This is a genomic window from Collinsella sp. AM15-2 (genome assembly GCF_003471985.1).
GTDB lineage: Bacteria > Actinomycetota > Coriobacteriia > Coriobacteriales > Coriobacteriaceae > Collinsella.
Genome location: NZ_QRKO01000046.1, coordinates 1 through 1,931, shown reverse-complemented (window position 1 = coordinate 1,931; position 1,931 = coordinate 1). Strand labels below are relative to the sequence as shown.

Sequence of the window (1,931 nt, the reverse complement as noted above, 5' to 3'; positions counted from 1 at the left end):
GGCACGTGCAGACCTTTCGTCATGGCCTCCTACCTTTCTTTCGGGCCCCTGTCAGGGCCGATTCGTTAGCGCCCCTCCGTGTGAGGCGTTATTGCTGACGACATATTTATATCCAAAATCAGTCCATACTTCCACCTCGCCCCCGAACGGTTTTATATGAGGGGTGAACGGCATACACATATACTTCACGCATGGCACACTTTGATATAATAAAGTGTATTTACGTGCTAAAACGCGTTTTCAGTCCAAATAGCAAATGGAACTTAACTTTATTAAACCACCCTCAAATTGCATATTTCTAATAAAGCTATGAATAGAATCAGCGATTCATGCCACGTCTCAACCATTTTCATTTTTATTCAGAAAAAAGTTTGTCCTATTCATTTCTGGTAAACAAATTACCGTTTACCAGACGCTTGATACCGTTCACCGGAAGCTCAGTATAAGGCCCAGCGGATACCGGCTCGCTTTACGGCCCCATTTGTAACAACTTGACTTCTCGGTATAGAAAAACGAACCCGCTTCCCCTAGGGAAACGGGTCCGTTTTCGATTATCTTCGGCCAATTTGGATAAGGCCCTCGAAGATCGTCGGAATCCTAGCGATCGAACTCCGCCAGTGCCTCGCCCAAAAGCCTCAGGCCCTCGCGAAGAACGTCTTCGCTCGCGCAGTAGCCCAGGCGTGCGCCGCAGGGAAGCTCAAAACGGCTACCGGGGACCAGCAGCACTCCCCTCTCGGCCAACAGGCGCTTACAGAATTCCTCGTCATCCTCGGGAATATCCAGCTGGATAAACGAGGTGGATATTCCCTGCGGGGCCGTCCAGGAAACGCGATGCTGCGTATCGATCCAAGCCTGCGCGATATCGCGGTTGCCAAACACGATCTTGCGATTGCGCTCGAGAATCTTATCCTTGTGCTCAAGCACATAGGTCGCCAGGGCATCGTTGAACACGCCGCCGCAGATCATGGTGTAGTCGCGGTAGGTGCGGATGCGGTTGGACGCCTCTTCGTCGGCCACGACCCAGCCCACGCGGGCCGCAGGCGTCGAATAGGTCTTGGACACCGAGTTGGTGACAATGGCCTTCTCGTACATGTCGGCCATCGACATAAAGGCCTTGGTGTTCTCAAGCGGCAGGTACACCTCGTCGCACAGCACATAGGCGCCAGCCGAACGGGCGATCTCGGCAATCTGGCCGAGCGTATCGGCATCGAGCACCGTTCCGATGGGGTTCGATGCGTTGTTGATGCAGATGAGCTTGGTATTGGGACGCACCAAGCGCTTAAGCTCCTCGATATCGGGCTTCCAGCCAAGCTCCTCGCGAAGCTCCCAATACTCGACCTCGGCACCGAGCGTATGCGGAATCTCGTAGAGCGGCGCGTAGGTGGGCCACTCGGCGATGACATGGTCGCCGGGCTCGACCACGGCCATGATGGCGTTGAGGTTAGCGCCCGTGCAGCCATTGGTCTGCAGTATGTGATCGGGATTGACCTCGCGACGATACAGCTTGGCAACCTCGGCCTTAAACTCCGGAGAGCCCTCGATCCAGCCGTAGTTCATCTTCTCGCGGTCCAGGCGCTCGTAGAACGTGGCGCCGTCCTGCTCATCGAGCGCGCGCAGCTCGCCCATGGTGAGCGACGAGATCGTCGACTGGGCGATGTCCCACGTGGCGCTCTTCTCCCAAACGTTGAGCCATTCCTCAACGCCAATCGTCTTAATGTCCATGGCCAAGCTCCTTACAAAAGCAGTCATCCAACCGTGTTGACGTTCCTCATACAAGATTGGGGCGGCGCGAAAACCCGCACCGCCCCAATGGGAGACATCTAACGTCAGCTAGATGTATGTATTAAGACCTATACGGGTCCTAGAAGACCTTAGAGGTCCTCACGCCAGAAGGGCATGCTCATGCAGCGCGGGCCGCCGCGGCCGCGGGA

At 55.4% G+C, this 1,931-nt stretch carries 1 protein-coding gene; it reads right to left on the bottom strand.

Translation table 11 applies throughout. From position 1 onward, the window contains the following. Window positions 1–597: 597 nt before the first annotated feature. Window positions 598–1,722 (bottom strand): aminotransferase, encoded by a 1,125-nt coding sequence (locus DW171_RS10000; protein ID WP_118271098.1) that lies wholly within the window; start codon window positions 1,720–1,722, stop codon window positions 598–600. Between the last annotated feature and the right edge of the window lie 209 nt (window positions 1,723–1,931).